Here is a 17155-nt window from a genome sequence, read left to right on the forward strand (position 1 = left end):
TTATTCTCCTTATATTAGATAAGACATAAATGCTGTTGCTAAACCAAAGTAGATCAACATACTGACAATGTCGTTTATTGTCGTAATGAATGGTCCACTTGCAACTGCAGGGTCAATATTCATTTTATTCATAAACATCGGTATAATTGCACCCATTAAAGTACCAACAGTCATCGCGATTGTTAAACTAACTGAAACGATGAGTGCCAATACAGGTTCGCGATATAATAAGACAATTATAATAAATAAACTTATTGCACAGAAGAAACCAGTCAATAATCCTGAACCAGATTCACGAAGTGCGAGCTTAAATTTGCTTTGTTCATTTATTTCACCTGTTGAAATATTACGTACAGATACGGCAAGAGATTGTGTACCTGAGTTACCACTCATACCACTAATGATAGGTATAAATGCTGCAAGAAGTGCAACTTGTGAAAGTGTATCTTCAAATTGTCCTAATATGGATGCTGTGATCATACCTAAAACTGTTAATATTAATAACCAAGGTAAACGTTTCATAGCTGTTTGGAAGACTGAATCATTTGTAGAGTCGATGTCAGATACACCGGCTAATTTAGAGTAGTCTTCACTTGCTTCTTCATCCATAACGTCCAAGATATCATCGATTGTAATGATACCTAGTAAATGATCTTGATAGTCAATTACAGGTAACGCAATCAAGTCATAATCACGCATTGTTTGTGCTACGTCTTCTTGGTCATCAGCTACATTAGAACTGATAACACGTTCACTCATAATTTCTTCAATATATGCATCATTTTCAGCAACGATTAAGTCTCTTAATGAGATAACGCCTGCTAACTTTTTATTTTCATCTACAACGAAAATAACATAAATTGTTTCCGCTTCAGGTGCTTGTTCTTTAACGTAGAACATCGCTTCTTTAACAGACATTGTTGAATATACTGAAATAAACTCAGTGGTCATAATACCACCGGCAGTGTCTTCTTCATAGTGAAGTAATGCTTTAATTTCTCTAGCATCTTCACGATTCATGAGTGTGAGTAAAGTGGCTATTTTACTTTTAGATAATACATTCAAAATATCAACTGCGTTATCGTATGACATGTCACTTAACATTTGACTTGCATAATTAGCATTCATATTTTGAAAAATTTCTTCGTATTCTTCATCATCTAACTCAGTCGTTTCAAAGAAGTCAGCTACTTCTAACGGAGAAAGGAATTGATATATTTTTTGTTTAAGCTCATTATCACATATTTCAAAGTATTCACCTTGGTCATATGTATGCATATTTAAAAATTCTTCTCTAAATTGGTCTATTTCATCATTTGCTAATAGTTCGTCTAACTTTTCTTTATCAAAAGCTTCGTCTTCGATGTAATTTTCATTATTTTCATTAACCAACTTTGCCACCTCCTCATAAAAATACAATTTATTATATCATACCTACACAGCTTAGGTTATAGTGCATTTCATCAACAATATGCAATTGTTTCAAAGTAATGGGATGTTCAAATTCTATATGATAGCACTGCAGTAATTGATGCTCATATTGACCATCTTCAAATCCATATAAACTATCCCCTATAATAGGATATCCAATATGTGCGAGATGCACTCTTATTTGATGTGTTCTACCTGTAAACAACTGTAATTTAAGCATGCTATTTTCAGCATCGCCATCTAAATATTCATATTCTGTATGTGCAAACTTACCTTCTTCAGAAACTTCTCTTTCTATAATAGAATGTTTAGCACGTGCAATTGGTGCTTTAATAACACCTTTCTTCGGTGCAACAGCGCCGTGAACAAGTGCAACATAGTATTTACTAATTGTCGTATTTGAAACCATATGATGTAATAATTGATGCTTCGCAAATATAACTATACCACTTGTACCGCGATCTAAACGTGTCACTATATGTGGAATCGTTCGTTCACCATTCATTATCATATGGCTTAATACCGCTTCAACTAAACTATGATGAGGATGTTCTCTAGAAGGCGCAGTGTTCATCATGGCAGGTTTAGAAACGATAATAAACCATTCATCTTCAAATAAAATTTTTAAATCAAATGTAAATGGTTCTAAATTATGACTAGGAGTTTCATTTGGTAAATGAACATCAATTTTATCACCTTCATGAATTTCTTTTCTAACGGTAGCATGTTTTTTGCTCACTAATAAAGCGCCATTCTGCTTAATGGCGCTTAAACTCTTTTTAGAAATGCCTTTATCATATAAGAATGTCTTCAAAGTCATTGAAGAAGTTGCTCTATATTGTAATACTTTCATATTTAATCCTCATTCGAAATAAATGAATCATGTACTCTTTTCCAGAAAGGAAATGGTCTAAATCTCGCAAAGCGGACTTTTTCATTTGCTACTCTATATTGAATCGATTCAATATTTTTATGTTTAACATTTACATGATCAATTGTAACTTGTAATGTATCGTTATTTACAGGATGTATATGACAAACGTGATGTTTAGGTAGTACAAGCGGAGAACCGACTGTTCTAAAGACACGGTTATTAATAGAAGCTATTTCAGCTATTTGCATAGCTTCTAGTGATGGATGTATAAGTGCTCCACCTAAAGCTTTATTATAAGCTGTTGAACCAGATGGTGTTGATACACATAAACCATCACCTCTAAATCTTTCAAACTGCTCGCCTCTTAATACTAAATCTACGACTAGTGTTGCACCATTATCTGTTTTAATTGTCGCTTCATTTAAAGCTAAATATCTCGTTTCATATCCGCCTTTTTTATAACGAATAATCACTTCTAATAATGGATATTCTATAACTTGATAAGTTGAATTGTTAATTTCAATAATGAGTTTTTCAACTTCATGTGGCAACCAATCAGCATAGAAACCTAAATGCCCAGTATGTACACCTACAAAACTGACATCACCTAACATATGACTATATTGGTGAAATGCTTGTAATAAAGTACCATCTCCACCAACAGAAATTACGATATCGGGTGATTCTTTGTCTTCAACCATATTAAAGTCATTCATATGATTTTTCATCTTATACATTAAAGCATTCGATTTTGAATCACCTTTTGATAATATATTATACTTCAAAGCATTCACCCCTAATCGTGTTTATGTTTATTACTTTTCTGTCTGGAATAATATTTCTGTGCTTCTTGAATTTCTTCACGTATTTCAGACATTTCTTCATCTAATAAAAATGCTGCCTCAGCTGCTCTCTCTAGTCTATTTCTAATTTCAGGAGGATAATCACCATCGTACTTATATCTTAAAGTGTGTTCAATCGTCGCCCAGAAATTCATCGCTAATGTTCTAATTTGAATTTCTGCCAAAATATTTGTTTGACCATGTAACGTTTCAATTGGATAACTAATAATGACATGGTACGAGCGATATCCACTTTCTTTTGTATATTCGATATAATTTCGTTCTTCTACAACTTCAAAATCTTGTCGTTGTCTTAATAGTTCTACAACGATATCTATATCATCAACAAACTGACACATCATTCTTAAACCTGCAATATCATACATTTCCTCTCTTAATCGATCAAAAGGAATATTACGTTGATTTGCTTTATCTATAATACTTGAGATAGGTTTAACACGACCTGTAACAAACTCAATTGGCGAAGGTTTATCTAAAGATTCATATTGCTTACGTAACCCCTTCAATTTAATCTTTAATTCGTCAATTGCTTGTTTATATGGTGCCAAAAATTCTTCCCATTGATTCATAACCATCACTCCGCTTTGTTTAATTCAAATGCTTCCTCTACCGAAGCTACAAACGCTTTACCATAGTTGTGATTATCTGCGATGTTATCTAATAAAAATTCCATTTCTTCTTTAAATGAAGTTAATACTAAATGATCATTGACGATGACCTCTTTGTCGAAGTGTTCATGAATCATTGACCATGTTTCCTCTACAAATAATAAATAATGGTATTGTTCACCACTATCAAGCATATATACAAATGCATGATTATCACTATCTACAATCATATGCTCTGCTGGTTCTAATCCCTCAGTTGGTTGGTCTGTATAACATTTGATTTGATTATCATTTATTTTAATTTCATTTACATAAATACGCATTGTTGTTCCTCCTTATTCCAATCTATTTTAACACATTTTAATTTAAACATTCATATCATCAAGTCAATTTTGTATAATTACTTGTTTATCCGTAAATCTTCTATAATAATAGTGTAAAAGGAAGTGTATATCAAAATGGGACAAGAACTCGAAATTGAATTCAAGAATATGCTCACGCTTGAAGATTATGAATTAATCAAACAATATTATTTTAAACAAAGTGAGCCTTTTAAACAAACAAATTACTATATAGATACAAATAATCATGATATTATGTCACAAAAAATGGCACTACGAATACGTGAAAAGAATCATAATTATGAAATGACTTTAAAAGTCCCACAAGAAGTTGGTCTTCTAGAATATAACGAAATTGTTGAGGATGTTCCTAAACAAGGTGAACGATTAGACAAACAATATCTTCCAGAAAACATTACTGAAATATTAAATAAGTTCAATATTCCACTGAATGACCTAAGACAACTTGGTGATTTAACGACTTATAGATTAGAAAAAAATATAGGCACTGGACTTTTAGTATTAGATCATAGTATTTATTTAGGTATTGAAGATTACGAATTAGAATTCGAAGTTAAAGACTATGCTAAAGGCGAAATAGCTTTTAATAAAATTTTGAATGACATGAATATAAAAAGAAATATTCCAAATAATAAAGTGGTGCGCTTTTTTAATGCAGATCGCAAAAGAACATGAATTTACTTTCGTTACAAGTCGAAATACTTTTAAAAATTTAAGAACATGTTATATTAATATTATCGATAATGAAATAAGCAAGAAAAGGTGAAATTATGACCCCATATGAAGTAATCGACCCCCAAGATTTGTACGACATGATTGATCACTTTTATTATCTCGTAGAACGCGATAATCGTATTAATCATCTTTTCCCTGGTGACTTTGCAGAAACGAGTCGTAAACAGAAACAGTTTTTAACTCAGTTTTTGGGTGGTCCAGCATTATATACAGAAGAACATGGTCATCCGATGTTACGACAACGTCATTTACCTTTCAGAATTACGAATAAAGAAAGAGATGCTTGGCTAGAGAATATGCTTGAAGCCCTTACCCAATCTCGATTAAATAAAGATATACAAGAATATTTATATGAAAGACTCAAGCTAACTGCAAACCACATGGTTAACGCTTAATATAGTTGAAGGTGGATAATATGGCCGAAGAATTAAGACTAATCCATGCTAATGAACAAAATAATATAGATTTAACACCTGTAAGCAAAATCGAAATTTATTCATTTTTCGATCCATTTTGCGAAGATTGTTTTAATCTATCAGCTACATTAGCAAAGTTAAAAATTGAATATCAAAAATATGTTAAAATTCGTCAGATTTTGAACCCATCTCTAAAAGTTTTGACTAAATGTCAGGCTCAAAGCACATGTGAATTTGATAATGTAGCTTTAGCATTTAAAGCAGCAGAATTACAAGGACATAATAGAGCGAGCAGATTTCTAAACTTAATTCAGAATGAAATTATACCTCATGAAAAAATCATTACAACTGAGTTAATTAGAAAATGTGCCTACAAATCTGGAATTGATTTATCTGTATTTATTAAAGACTTAAAAGAACAGTCATTGACTGAAAGTTTACAAACAGATTTGCACATTGCACGTGAAATGGATATCAATATGACACCATCACTTGTGTTCTTTAATGAAGATGTACATTCTGAAGGACTTAAAGTAGAAGGTTTATACCCATATCATATTTATACGTATATCATTCAAGAACTTATTGGAACTGAAGTTGAGAAACAACTCCCTCCAAAATTACTCGATTATATACAATCGCAATCGATTATTTCCGAACAAGAAATTGCGACAATATATGAATGGCCAGAGAAAATCGTCAAACGCGAATTAAAAAAATTACAACTCCAAAATTATATAGAACAACAAGATTCTGTACATGGAGATTTTTGGAAATTCAAGAAAAGTAAATAATAAGTATAGGATCTGTAACCTTACTTAAATTAAAGATATAAAATAAAAAAACAGCAGTCATTCATCACTAAAGATGAATGACTGCTGTTTTAATTTGGACATTTATGCCCTACTCAATTTTTAGCATGAACATTAAGTTTCATACTTTATGGCTAAATATATGTTCTTATAACTTATACTTACCATTTAATAGATAACTTTTGGGATGTTAACTATGAATGAACAAACAAATAAATAAAAAACACCGTGTCTGATTACACGGTGCTTAAACAAAGGGGATGGGAGAAATTTTTCACTTCAAACAAAGGGGTATGTTTGTTATGTGATTAATTTCATGTATGTAATATAACATGGTCTATACACTAAATTCAACAAAAAACATCGTTTTTTTTAATTTGTCACACAGTTGTCATATTGGAAACGTCTACATACATTTATTTCTCTTTTACAAGCTTTTCAAAGGCATTTAGTTTCTGTTCAAATACTTCCATTGCCTCTTCTATTGGTTGTTTAGATGTCATATCTACACCAGCTTTTTTCAATACTTCGATCGGATAATCTGAGCTACCTGCTTTTAAGAATTCATTAATATATCTCTCAACTGCTGGTTCGCCTTCTTCTAATATTTGTTTGCTCAATGCTTGTGCCGCACTATAACCTGTAGCATATTGATAAACATAGAAATTATAATAGAAATGAGGAATACGTGACCATTCTTTGGCAATGTTCTCATCTGTCACAACAGCATCTCCGAAATATTTTTTATTAAGTTCTGCATACTCAGAGTTTAAACGATCTGCAGTTAATGGTTCACCATCTTCTACAATTTTATGAATAAGGTATTCAAACTCAGCGAACATTGTCTGTCTAAATAATGTTGCTCTAAATCTTTCTAACTCTTGGTTTAATAAATATTTACGCTTTTCAGGATCTTCTAAGTTCTTATCCATGTATTCACTTAATAACGCTTCATTAGTTGTAGAAGCAACTTCTGCTACAAAAATTGAATAATCACTTTCATTTGATTGTTGATATTTTCTACTGAAATAACTATGTGCAGAATGTCCAAATTCATGAATTAACGTAAATAAATCAGAAATAGAGTCTGTCCAGTTTAGTAAAATAAATGGATTTGTTAAGTGAGCGCCTGAAGAATAGCCACCAGAGCGTTTACCTTTATTCTCATAAACGTCTACCCATCTATTATTTAAACCTTCTTCAACTACATCTGTGTATGTTTGACCCATAGGTTGTAACGCTTTAACCATCCAGTCTTTAGCTTCTTCATATGGCATCTCAAATGAAGAGTTTTTAACGAGTGGTGTATACATATCATACATATGCATTTCATCTAAACCGAGTAACTCTTTTCTTAAAGCTGTATAACGATGTAACAATGGTAAATGCTTATGTACAGTCGCAATTAAGTTATCGTATACTTCTTCTGGAATAAAGTTATTTGATAATGCTTGTTCACGAGCTGAGTTGTACTTGCGAACTTTTGAACTAAATATAGCAGTCTTAACTTTCCCACTTAACGTTGCAGTTAATGTATTGTTATGACTACCATATGCTTCATATACATTATCATAAGCAGATTTTCTTAAAACACGATCTTCAGATTCTAGTAATTTAGTATATGTACCTTGTGTCAGTTCGTGTTCATTACCATCTTTATCCACTGCTGGTTTAAATGTTAAATCAGCATTATTGAACATACCAAATACATTGCTAGGTGTTTGTAATGCTTCCCCTGCTTCAGCTAAAATCTTTTCTTCTTTATCACTTAAAATATGAGGTCTTTTTTTATTAAGTTTCTCAATATCAAATTGATATCTTTTTAAATCATCATTTGATTCAACAAATTCATTTAATGTTGCTTCATCGATAGACATTAATTCAGGTAATATAAAGCTCCATGCACTCGCAAATTTATTAGCAAGTGTTGCTGCCTTCGCTTCATATCCAGCGTATTTATCATTTGCTGTGTCTTGATCATGTTTCAAATGAGCATAAACATAAACTTTACCTAGTTTCTCATCAATTTCACTATCAAGTAATAACGCTTTATACAATGTTTCTGCACTATCTTTCAAATGACCTTTGAATTGTTCTTCTTTACCTAAATAGCCTTCTAACTCTTTAAAAGCTTCTTCATATGCTTCGTCAGAAGAAAAGATAGTTGTTAAGTCCCATGTATATTGTTCTTGTTGTTCTTCCCTTGTAATTAACTTCGCCATCTTAATAGCCTCCTTAATATTTCATATTTATAATTTTCTCATTAATTAGTCGAATTTGCACGTGAAATAGCCTTTCGTTTTACAATTGAAATATATGAGTAAAAGGCGTTTAAAAGGATTTCTTTCTTAGAATAATGACAATCATAAAATGATCTAAATTCTATGAACTGATAAAATTTTTCAAAAGTAAATGTCTTATTGTTCATTTCTAAAAACAAGTATGTTTGCCATGTAATACAATGTGTTAAAAAATATATTTGTTCAGGTACAATAATACCAATAATCGCTTGTCTCTTCTTATGTATTAAGCGTGCATTATATAATAAAGATAGCGTCGGTTCTAATACATTCTTCTGTTTCCTACATTTAGTTAAATATTCTTGATAAGCTCTATCCGTTAACGCTAAATTTGGTATTTGCTTTAACGGGTAATCTTCTAATAAATGCTCCCATTGAATTTCACGTCTATAACCGATAAATCTATGTTTATCAATTGATTGTAAACATTCATATCTTATTAACAAACGCTCTTCTGGATTATAAGTGTTCTTTCTCTATGATTAATGAGTGCTGATTCAAAATAACTGAGGGTTAATATACCATTCTGATATTTAATTTCTTTACCTATCCAAATTACTTTCATATTCATTATTCGAAATCCTTCACTTCTATCCATTAATAAATCAAAGCTAATAGGTGAATATTGAAATTCGACAACAAGATTTTTATTAATCAGAATGTCAGGAATTTGTTCAATCTCTGAAATATAATATTCCATATCTATGTTAACTTTCCCATTTAAGCTTGCATAAATATGATGCTTAGATGATATGTGATCAAGAGATTCTTTCTTATAACTATTTCTTAAACAATAACTATCTACTTTATGAGCAAAGTGCGCTACAGTATCTTTCCCTTTCTTGATAACAAGTTCATGTAAACAATCCGGGCACCTATATATTTCATTTGCCTTAGCGTGTTGTGCATATATTAACTGATTATGTTGATTAAGTCCCATTAACATAAAAAAACACCTCTTTAGTATATAAAACGTAAAGAGGTGCTAAAATTACTTATTTAATTTTTAGGTTCAAAATATCTTCTCACTTGACCCATAACATTATAACTCATGACAACTTTTGCATAATCATCTAGATATAATTTAGACACTTGAGTTGGATTAGCATATTCAAGTAATTGTCCGTAGAAGTCATTAATAATGTCTTCACTATCTATTTGATCAAATTGTACATAATAATAATATTTGTTATCTAACATGTATAATAAGTCTGTAAATACAATATCTTTATGTTCATTATAATGTGCATATTCAATAATATCTTCTAACTCTTCGAATCTTACAAGTAAGCCTATGTCTTTAGGGACAAAGTGTTTTTCAGCTTCTTTCTCTTCATTCAAGAGATCTCCGATATTCTGATCAGAATCGAGTGCTTGAGATAAGAAATCATTGACTTGATACTCTAATTGTTCATTAGATTCTTCGTCAGTCATATTTAACAGTTCGTCACCTTTAGATTTAGAAACGGTTACTTCAACACCCTTTTCAAATGCATGCACTTGGATCCACAATGGTCCTTCAACGACAAATTCTTCCTCGTCATTGATTTCATCCATCATAGACCAGAAAAATTCTTCGCCACGTTTACGATTTGTCCATAAATCTTCACGTTTGAAACCTCTTGCTTCGATATCTTGATAAGTTATAAATAATTTTACCGTTGTTTCATCAATTCGTTCTATTCTCATAATGTCACACTCCCTTACTCTAGGAATAGTACATTCATTGTATTATAAACAAGTACATTTTAACAGTAATTTGTTCGAACTATTCACATTTAATTTTTTATACAAAAATAGCCCCTGTGAACAGGAGCTATAATGTTAATATTAGACTAAATTAGTCAACCATACGTTGTGCTTCCATTAATTGGAATGTACGCACTTTTCTTGGTAAGAAACGACGAATTTCATCTTCGTTATAACCAACTTGTAAACGTTTATCATCTAAAATAATAGGTCGACGTAATAAACCTGGGTTGTCTTGTATAATTGTATATAATTCTTGTAGAGGTAATGCATCGATATCTACATTTAATTTTTGATATGTTTTAGAACGAGTTGAAATAATTTCGTCTGTTCCATCTTCTGTCATCTTTAAGATTGATTTAATTTCATCTAATGTTAAGTGTTCTGAAAAAATATTACGCTCCGTATACGGAATGTCATGTTCTTGTAACCATGCTTTCGCTTTACGGCAAGATGTGCAACTTGGTGAAGTAAATAATGTTACCATACATCTCACTCTCCTAATTGAATATTATTTATGTTAAACGTCAGTGAACTTATAAGATAAAATACACTTAATTATATATACCCTATATATTACTAGGTTAAACATATATTGCTCACTTGGTTTAATCTTTATCTAATTGCTATAAATATATTATATAACTCAAAGATTAAAATTAAATGAGAAACTGCTAATAATTCATTAAAAAGCACATAAATTATAGATGAATATGTTTATGACGACATATTTATCTAATTACAAGAATAACACAACTTACAAATGATTAAAATACTGTTATAATGATATAAAGAAATTTTGTAGAAAAGAGGCAACTTTAATGGAAACTTTATTTTCAGGTATCCAACCAAGTGGTATCCCTACTTTAGGTAACTACATTGGTGCATTAAAACAATTTAATGAGATTCAGCACGACTATGACTGCTTTTTTTGCATTGTAGATCAGCATGCAATTACAGTACCTCAAGATAGACTTAAATTAAGAGAAAACACACGTAAATTAGCTGCGATTTACTTAGCATCTGGACTAGACCCAGAAAAAGTAACGCTATTCATCCAATCAGAAGTACCAGCACACATTCAGGCTGGATGGATTTTAACAACAATCAGTTCAATTGGTGAACTTGAAAGAATGACTCAATATAAAGATAAAGCACAAAAACAATCTCAAGGCATTCCAGCAGGTCTATTAACTTATCCACCATTAATGGCAGCAGATATTGTACTTTATAATACAAATATCGTACCTGTCGGCGATGACCAAAAACAACATATTGAATTAACACGTAATGTTGTTGATCGCTTTAATACGAAATACAATGATGTTTTAATTAAACCAGAAATTCACATGCCTAAGTTTGGTGCTAGAATTATGAGCTTACAAGATCCATCTAAGAAAATGAGTAAGAGTGATGATAATCAAAAGAACTTCATCTCATTATTAGATGAGCCAAACGTTGCAGCTAAGAAAATTAAAAGTGCTGTTACAGATTCTGATGGCATTGTTAAATATGATAAAGAAAACAAACCAGGAATCAGTAATTTACTCGTTATATACTCTAGCCTATCAGGACAATCAATTGAAGAATTAGAAGCACAATATGCTGATAAAGGATATGGCGATTTCAAAGGAGACTTAGCTGAAGAAGTTAAGAAATTCCTTGTAGAATTCCAAGAAAAATTCAATTATTATTATGAAAACAAAGAAGTATTAGATGAAATTCTTGATAAAGGTAGAGATAAAGCAAGTTTCGTAGCCAATAAAACATTGAAAAAGATGGAAAACGCTATAGGATTAGGTAGAAAAAGAAAATAATTATAAAAAGCAGTAGAAACTCACATTTTAGTGAATTTCTACTGCTTCTTTAATGTCTATTTTTCAATATAAGCTTCTTTTAATGTAGAAACGCCTCCGAATTGGTGGTTCACTACATTTTTAACGTTAGGTTTTTGAAGTTGTGCTACACCGACTTGATAAAGTGGTACAATACCCGCTTCATTTAATAACATACTTTCAGCTCTTTGTAATTCTGAAAGTCGTTTGTCAGGGTTGCTTGCTAATGAAGAGTCTGCTGCTTTAATAATACTGTCATATTCTTTATTAGACCAGCCAGTATTATTATGAGAACCGTCTGTTACATAAAGTTCTAAGAATGTCATTGGATCTGGATAGTCTGGAATCCAGTTTTCTAGTGACATTTCATATTCACCTTTTGAAACAAGATCCAGTTTTTGTTTAAATGGTTGTTGTTTAATTTTAATTGTAACTCCATCTAAATTTTTCTCTAATTGTTCTTTAAAGTATTCAGCATCTCGTTTAGCTGTGTCTTTGTCATAAGTCATAAGCTCAATTGTAAAATTATCTTTACCTAATGCTTTTTTAGCTTTTTCATAATGTTCTTTTGCTTCTTTAACATTATATTGGTTCGTATTTTTCACGCCATCTTGATATTCTTTACCTTTACTATCTTTAACAAAATCTTTTGGTACAAAGTTATCTGTTGGAATAGAACCGTTATTCAAGTTGTTTTTCACGTATGCTTCTTTATCAATTGCTTTAGCAAATGCTAATCTAAAGTCTTCATTCTTGAATTCAGGCACTGTATCTTCATTTAATTTGAAGTAATACGTTACAGTATCTAATTCTGTATTAAATGCTTTATCATCTTTATATTTCTTAACTTGTTCTGCTGGTAAATCTACAATATCTAGTTTATTCGTTTCATATAAATTTACAGCTGTTGAAGCTTCTTTTACCACTTTATAGTTTACTTTGTTTAATTTAACTTTATCTTTATCCCAGTAATCATCATTTTTTTCTAACGTAACTTTATCGTCTGTTTTCCATTCAGTTATTTTGAATGGTCCATTATATAAAGTTGTTTTGACTGTTGTACCATACTTGTCACCTTGTTTTTTAACGAATTTTTCATTTTGTGGCATAAATGTACCGAATGACAATAATTCTTTATAGTATGGTAATGATTTCGTTAGTTCAAATTCTAATGTATGATCATCTACGGCTTTAACACCAAGTTCTTCAGGCTTTTTGTCTCCTGAATTAATTTCTTCTGCATTTTTAATATCGTATAAGATATATGCATATTCAGATGCAGTATCTGGATCTACAACTTTTCTCCAAGCAAAGACAAAATCATGTGCCGTTACTGGATCGCCATTTGACCATTTTGCATCATCTCTTAATTTAATCGTCCACTTCTTACCATCGTTCGTAATTTTCGGATCACCTTTTGCTACTGCTGGTATTGCTTTATCATCTTTATCTAATGTGTAGAGACCTTCCATTGTTTGGAAGAACATATCAAATGATAAACCATCTGTTGCCATAGCTGAATCCATCGTGGGTATATCACCATTGATTTGTAAATCTAATGTTTCATCACTCTTGCCTTTACTACCGCCACCCGATGAACAAGCACTCAATACGAGTACAGCTGCTAACATCATTGTTAAAACTTTAAATATTTTCGACATGTAACTCATCCCCTAAGTTTATATTTAGTTAAACTACCGATTTGTTACTTTTGAACATAAGCATGTTTTAAATCTGTATCTCCACCAAACTTATGTCTTTCAATATCTTTCACATAACTTTGCGTTAATCTTGCATTCCCTTGTTGATAAATAGGCACAATAACCGCTTCATCTAATAATAATGATTCAGCATCTTGCATAGCTTCAACACGCTCTTGTTCTTTATCTAACAATTTATCTCCCGCATCGTTAATTTTGCTGTCATATTCTTTGTTTTTCCAACCTGTTTCATTCATCACATTATCGCTTGTAAATAATTCTAAGAATGTCATAGCATCTGGGTAATCAGGACCCCATCTACCGAATGAAATTTGATAATCCATGTTTGCTTCTAATTTTAATTTTTGCTTATAAGGCTGTTGTTTAACTTTAATTGTTACGCCTGGTAAGTTTTGCTCAATTTGCTCTTTAAAGTATTCAGCATCCTTTTTAGCGTTATCTTGGTCATAAGTTAATAATTCAAAAGTAAATTCATCTTTACCAAGTTCTTTCTTAGCAGCTTCTAAATGTTTCTTAGCTTCTGCTTTATTGAATTTATTATCTGTTTTAACACCTTTAGTATAGTCTTCTCCTTTAGTATCCTTTACAAATTCTGTCGGTACTAAAGAGTTTGCTGCTTTAGAACCATTGTTTAAATTACTCTTAACATATTGCTCTCTATCAATTGATTGTGCGATTGCCATTCTTAAATCTTTATTTTTGAATTCAGGTACATCTTTTTGATTCATTCTCATAAAGTAAACTCTTGATTCAAGTTCTGTGTTATAAGCTTTATCATTTTTATATTTCTTAACATTTTCTGCTGGGATAAGCGCTTCATCTACATCCCTTGCATTATACATATTTAGAGCTGTTTGAGGCTCTTTAACAACTTTAAAATTCACACTATCTAGTTTCACATTACCTTTATCCCAATATTCTTTGTTTTTAGTTAAAGTATAATTATCTTCTGTCTTCCAGTCAGATAACGTAAATGGGCCATTGTATAGTGTATCTTCAGCAGTTGTGCCGTATTTATCGCCTTTTTCTTTTACGAATTTTTCATTTTGCGGTAAAAATGAACCGAATGACAATAATTCTTGGTAATAAGGTAATTCACGATTAAGTTTAATTTCTAATGTCTTATCATCAATCGCTTTAACACCTAATTCTTCAGGTTTTTTGTCACCTTTATTAATATCTTCGGCATTTTCAATATCAAACATAATAAATGCATATTCAGAAGCAGTTTTTGGATCAACTAATTTACGCCAAGCATATACGAAGTCGTGCGCAGTAACTTTATCTCCGTTTGACCACTTTGCATCTCTCAATTCAATCGTCCAAGTCAAACCGTCTTTAGACTTTTTAGGATCACCCTTTGCAATACCCGGAATCGCTTTGTCATTTTTGTCTAACTTATACAACCCTTCCATCGTATTATTTAAAGCATCGAAAGACACAGCATCTGTTGCTAAAGATGAATCCATTGATGGAATATCCGAAATAGAAATTAATCGTAACTTTTTGCCATCCCCTGCAGAACCGTCACTTTTATCCTTTCCGTTTCCACCACTACATGCCGATAAAAGTAAAATTATCGACAGAAAAACTAAAAAACTCCACCTTGCATGTTTGTTTTTCATAAACATTTCCCCTTATTCAATTTTTGAAAATTCAGTCATTTCTGAACTTTCTTCAATTATAATGTTAATTTGTTTATGTCGCAACATAAGTTATCAAGAAATACAATTTTTAGAATTTAATAAAGATTTCGTAAGAATAATTATTAAATATCATAAAATAAACCCTACAAATTTTAAATTTGTAAGGTTTATTCCTAGGATTTATTTAGAACTATAGTATTTTCAAAAGCCTCGTCTGGATTTTGAGTATGATTTAATTCTAACCACTTATCATAGTTTCCTTCATATACGATTTCTCCATGATCTATAAATATGATATGTGGATTTAAATGAGCTAAATCTTGTAATTGATGAGTGGCTAATAGACAAATTTTACCTTTATGTATTAATGACTGTAATTTTTCCATTATCATTTTCCTAGATACTGGATCAACACCACTCGTCGGTTCGTCAAATAAGAACAGCTTTCTATCCAAGTTTGAAAAAATCACTGTTAACAGCCATTTAGTTTCTCCAAATGACATCTTCCCAATTTTCATTTTTAATAAATGATCATATTTCTCTTTTTCGATGTTGGATAAACCTTTATAAAAATGATCTTTGAACTTCTTTTTCTCACCCTTAGGAATAATGCCTAAAAATAATTTTATAAGGTCTTCTCCAGTATTATTTGGTGCGTAATAATTATATTGTGTTAGAAATGAAATATCATACAATTTCGGCATATTGATTTCATCGTATTCTGCTTTTAAATGATTCGTTATACAATCGAATAAAGTTGTTTTACCAGCTCCATTCATACCTATTAATACATTTAATCTATCTGGTTTTAGATCAAACGAAATATTTGAAAGTACTGGTTTATCACTATTTTTGTATGTATATTTTAAATTTTTTACATAGTACATGTAACTCATCCTTATCTTATAATTTTAGAATTAATATCTAATTTTAAAAGTGCATATAAACCAATTACGACATAAAAAATATATATTATAGGAATCATCATGCTGAAATGATTAAAACCAAGAACAATCAATTCCCCTAATTTATAAAGGAAATGTAACGGATTAATCCATTCCAATCCAAAGAGTTGCATATTGACAATGTAAAATAATGCAATTGAAAGTATCGTTGAAATAGTAGCGATAGAACTTGCTTTAAAAGGCAATGAAGTTACTACTAAGAATATAAATGATATAGGAATGATTAAAAGTATATAAATAAAGGCATATAATAAAATTTTCAAACTAAAGAGTTTAAATAAAGCCATAAATAGAATGGATATAACACTTATGCTTATAGATAAAATTAAGATTTGAGATACTAATATTGCCAATATAAATGGATACTTGGACCCTGCCAACATAACATAACTTTTCAGTGCGCCAACTTCTCTAATATTTGCAATTTCAACTGCAATGCCATTAAGTAATATCATGATTGTCATAAATGACCAAAATTGAACTAATAATATTTCCTTATCTTCAATAGTCTTGACACTATTTTGATAAACTGAAAAATTAATGATAATCATTAGAATCGGAAAAATAAGCGTCCAAACTAAAGTAATCCTATCTTTCAATATCGATTTTAAATTAAATATAAGAAACGAATTAAGTTGATTCATAGTTCACTCCAATCAGCTTTTAAAAGCGTGAATTTTCTAACTTTATTTAGTTTAATTATATATAAAGTCTATTTCAGTATCAATAAAGTGTTAAAAATTTACAAAATCAAAACCACCCGTTTAACGGGTGGTTTGTTCTGCGGCTATAAGCCTCTATTACTGACCAGCCCTAAAAGGGCACTGAGAAGATCAGC

Annotated in this window: 18 protein-coding genes; 4 read left to right on the forward strand and 14 right to left on the reverse strand. The window is 30.8% G+C overall.

The window, feature by feature from the left end; translation table 11 throughout:
- Positions 1-9: 9 nt before the first annotated feature.
- Genes mgtE through LQ693_RS09910 form a run of 5 tightly spaced genes read right to left on the reverse strand, consistent with a single transcriptional unit; the run spans position 10 to position 4099 of the window.
- Complete coding sequence (gene mgtE, locus LQ693_RS09890; protein WP_025905662.1) at positions 10-1392, reverse strand: magnesium transporter; 1383 nt, start codon at positions 1390-1392, stop codon at positions 10-12.
- A gap of 31 nt (positions 1393-1423) precedes the next feature.
- Positions 1424-2284 carry an RluA family pseudouridine synthase gene (locus tag LQ693_RS09895; RefSeq protein ID WP_239703221.1) on the reverse strand — a complete coding sequence of 287 codons (861 nt, stop codon included), beginning with the start codon at positions 2282-2284 and terminating at the stop codon, positions 1424-1426.
- Between the two features lie 2 nt (positions 2285-2286).
- Positions 2287-3090, reverse strand: a complete 804-nt coding sequence (locus LQ693_RS09900; protein ID WP_025905664.1) for an NAD kinase — start codon at positions 3088-3090, stop codon at positions 2287-2289.
- A gap of 11 nt (positions 3091-3101) precedes the next feature.
- Complete coding sequence (gene yjbM, locus LQ693_RS09905; RefSeq protein WP_025905665.1) at positions 3102-3737, reverse strand: GTP diphosphokinase; 636 nt, start codon at positions 3735-3737, stop codon at positions 3102-3104.
- A gap of 5 nt (positions 3738-3742) precedes the next feature.
- Positions 3743-4099 (reverse strand): UPF0738 family protein, encoded by a 357-nt coding sequence (locus LQ693_RS09910; protein ID WP_025905666.1) that lies wholly within the window; start codon positions 4097-4099, stop codon positions 3743-3745.
- Between the two features lie 135 nt (positions 4100-4234).
- Here LQ693_RS09910 and LQ693_RS09915 point away from each other — a divergent pair, with 135 nt between their 5' ends.
- From LQ693_RS09915 to LQ693_RS09925, 3 genes are all read left to right on the forward strand, one after another.
- Positions 4235-4813 (forward strand): CYTH domain-containing protein, encoded by a 579-nt coding sequence (locus tag LQ693_RS09915; protein WP_119493989.1) that lies wholly within the window; start codon positions 4235-4237, stop codon positions 4811-4813.
- A 95-nt stretch (positions 4814-4908) separates the two neighbouring features.
- Positions 4909-5268 carry a globin domain-containing protein gene (locus tag LQ693_RS09920; protein ID WP_049319860.1) on the forward strand — a complete coding sequence of 120 codons (360 nt, stop codon included), beginning with the start codon at positions 4909-4911 and terminating at the stop codon, positions 5266-5268.
- Positions 5269-5288: 20 nt separating this feature from the next.
- Positions 5289-6083: a DsbA family protein gene (locus LQ693_RS09925; protein WP_025905669.1), complete on the forward strand. Its 795-nt coding sequence runs from the start codon at positions 5289-5291 to the stop codon at positions 6081-6083.
- Between the two features lie 434 nt (positions 6084-6517).
- Here LQ693_RS09925 and pepF read toward each other — a convergent pair whose 3' ends face one another.
- The 5 genes from pepF to spxA form a co-directional block, all read right to left on the reverse strand.
- Entirely contained in the window at positions 6518-8323 is a 1806-nt protein-coding gene (pepF, locus tag LQ693_RS09930) for an oligoendopeptidase F (RefSeq protein ID WP_119489362.1), read from the reverse strand.
- A gap of 41 nt (positions 8324-8364) precedes the next feature.
- Positions 8365-8847 (reverse strand): hypothetical protein, encoded by a 483-nt coding sequence (locus LQ693_RS09935; RefSeq protein ID WP_232339581.1) that lies wholly within the window; start codon positions 8845-8847, stop codon positions 8365-8367.
- Positions 8841-9347: a competence protein CoiA gene (locus LQ693_RS09940; protein WP_233678218.1), complete on the reverse strand. Its 507-nt coding sequence runs from the start codon at positions 9345-9347 to the stop codon at positions 8841-8843. The genes LQ693_RS09935 and LQ693_RS09940 overlap by 7 nt, the downstream gene beginning before the upstream one ends.
- 53 nt (positions 9348-9400) lie before the next feature.
- Positions 9401-10090: an adaptor protein MecA gene (gene mecA / locus LQ693_RS09945; protein WP_025905672.1), complete on the reverse strand. Its 690-nt coding sequence runs from the start codon at positions 10088-10090 to the stop codon at positions 9401-9403.
- Between the two features lie 151 nt (positions 10091-10241).
- Positions 10242-10637 (reverse strand): transcriptional regulator SpxA, encoded by a 396-nt coding sequence (gene spxA, locus LQ693_RS09950; RefSeq protein WP_025905673.1) that lies wholly within the window; start codon positions 10635-10637, stop codon positions 10242-10244.
- A gap of 334 nt (positions 10638-10971) precedes the next feature.
- Here spxA and trpS point away from each other — a divergent pair, with 334 nt between their 5' ends.
- On the forward strand, positions 10972-11967 hold the full coding sequence (gene trpS / locus LQ693_RS09955; protein WP_037588881.1) for a tryptophan--tRNA ligase: 996 nt from the start codon (positions 10972-10974) through the stop codon (positions 11965-11967).
- 56 nt (positions 11968-12023) lie between these two features.
- On the opposite strand, the gene LQ693_RS09960 is transcribed toward trpS, so the two are convergent.
- The 4 genes from LQ693_RS09960 to LQ693_RS09975 form a co-directional block, all read right to left on the reverse strand.
- Positions 12024-13646 carry a peptide ABC transporter substrate-binding protein gene (locus tag LQ693_RS09960; RefSeq protein WP_119494801.1) on the reverse strand — a complete coding sequence of 541 codons (1623 nt, stop codon included), beginning with the start codon at positions 13644-13646 and terminating at the stop codon, positions 12024-12026.
- Between the two features lie 44 nt (positions 13647-13690).
- Positions 13691-15331 (reverse strand): peptide ABC transporter substrate-binding protein, encoded by a 1641-nt coding sequence (locus tag LQ693_RS09965; RefSeq protein ID WP_107634378.1) that lies wholly within the window; start codon positions 15329-15331, stop codon positions 13691-13693.
- A 194-nt stretch (positions 15332-15525) separates the two neighbouring features.
- Positions 15526-16239, reverse strand: coding sequence for an ATP-binding cassette domain-containing protein (locus LQ693_RS09970; protein WP_204175452.1), 714 nt, complete (start codon positions 16237-16239; stop codon positions 15526-15528).
- A gap of 11 nt (positions 16240-16250) precedes the next feature.
- Positions 16251-16961 carry a hypothetical protein gene (locus LQ693_RS09975; RefSeq protein ID WP_119489366.1) on the reverse strand — a complete coding sequence of 237 codons (711 nt, stop codon included), beginning with the start codon at positions 16959-16961 and terminating at the stop codon, positions 16251-16253.
- Between the last annotated feature and the right edge of the window lie 194 nt (positions 16962-17155).

This window comes from Mammaliicoccus sp. B-M6 (assembly GCF_022386965.1).
GTDB lineage: Bacteria > Bacillota > Bacilli > Staphylococcales > Staphylococcaceae > Mammaliicoccus > Mammaliicoccus sciuri_A.

Coding starts and splice junctions, on each gene's coding strand:
- LQ693_RS09895 (WP_239703221.1), bottom strand. CDS start 2,284: ATGAAAGTATTACAATATAGAGCAACTTCTTCAATGACTTTGAAGACA.
- yjbM (WP_025905665.1), bottom strand. CDS start 3,737: ATGAATCAATGGGAAGAATTTTTGGCACCATATAAACAAGCAATTGAC.
- LQ693_RS09910 (WP_025905666.1), bottom strand. CDS start 4,099: ATGCGTATTTATGTAAATGAAATTAAAATAAATGATAATCAAATCAAA.
- LQ693_RS09915 (WP_119493989.1), top strand. CDS start 4,235: ATGGGACAAGAACTCGAAATTGAATTCAAGAATATGCTCACGCTTGAA.
- LQ693_RS09920 (WP_049319860.1), top strand. CDS start 4,909: ATGACCCCATATGAAGTAATCGACCCCCAAGATTTGTACGACATGATT.
- LQ693_RS09925 (WP_025905669.1), top strand. CDS start 5,289: ATGGCCGAAGAATTAAGACTAATCCATGCTAATGAACAAAATAATATA.
- pepF (WP_119489362.1), bottom strand. CDS start 8,323: ATGGCGAAGTTAATTACAAGGGAAGAACAACAAGAACAATATACATGG.
- LQ693_RS09940 (WP_233678218.1), bottom strand. CDS start 9,347: ATGTTAATGGGACTTAATCAACATAATCAGTTAATATATGCACAACAC.
- mecA (WP_025905672.1), bottom strand. CDS start 10,090: ATGAGAATAGAACGAATTGATGAAACAACGGTAAAATTATTTATAACT.
- spxA (WP_025905673.1), bottom strand. CDS start 10,637: ATGGTAACATTATTTACTTCACCAAGTTGCACATCTTGCCGTAAAGCG.
- trpS (WP_037588881.1), top strand. CDS start 10,972: ATGGAAACTTTATTTTCAGGTATCCAACCAAGTGGTATCCCTACTTTA.
- LQ693_RS09960 (WP_119494801.1), bottom strand. CDS start 13,646: ATGTCGAAAATATTTAAAGTTTTAACAATGATGTTAGCAGCTGTACTC.
- LQ693_RS09965 (WP_107634378.1), bottom strand. CDS start 15,331: ATGAAAAACAAACATGCAAGGTGGAGTTTTTTAGTTTTTCTGTCGATA.
- LQ693_RS09970 (WP_204175452.1), bottom strand. CDS start 16,239: ATGTACTATGTAAAAAATTTAAAATATACATACAAAAATAGTGATAAA.
- LQ693_RS09975 (WP_119489366.1), bottom strand. CDS start 16,961: ATGAATCAACTTAATTCGTTTCTTATATTTAATTTAAAATCGATATTG.